General features: G+C 31.9%; 1 protein-coding gene. It reads left to right on the forward strand.

The annotated features are described in order from the left end of the window. Positions 1–54: 54 nt before the first annotated feature. Positions 55–480: LpxL/LpxP family acyltransferase (locus J7R10_RS08585; protein ID WP_484792991.1), on the forward strand; the 426-nt coding region annotated here is incomplete at its 3' end.

Below are 480 nucleotides of genomic sequence, written 5' to 3' on the forward strand. Positions count from 1 at the left end.
ATGGAGAGCCGTGATGTTTTTGGTAAAATTATCCTTAAAATCTATTAAATCATGATGAATCTTTCTCTTAAAAATCTCATATATCTTATTAAAATTATAGCTAAAAAGATATCCTACTTGTTATGGGCATATCTGCTCTTTGGTTCTTTATTTATTCTAAAATGCTTTCCTGCCAAAATGGGAGTCTCTTTTTTTTCTTGGTTGGTAAAAAAAATTGGTCCCCTTTTACATCGTCATCAAATCACACTTACAAATCTTAGAGGTGCATATCCAGAAAAAACAGAGCAAGAACTCCATGCGATTGCAATAGAAATGTGGGAAAATATAGGAAGTTTCCTAGCCGAATATATTTTTCTTGATAAAATTTTTGATTTTGATCCTCATGCGGACGAGCCAGGTTTCATTGAGGTTAAAGGCGTTGAAATATTTGAGCGATTAAAAAATGAAAAAAAACCACATATTTTTTTCACCGCACATACT

The organism is Bartonella vinsonii subsp. berkhoffii ATCC 51672 (assembly GCF_902825225.1).
Taxonomy (GTDB): domain Bacteria; phylum Pseudomonadota; class Alphaproteobacteria; order Rhizobiales; family Rhizobiaceae; genus Bartonella; species Bartonella berkhoffii.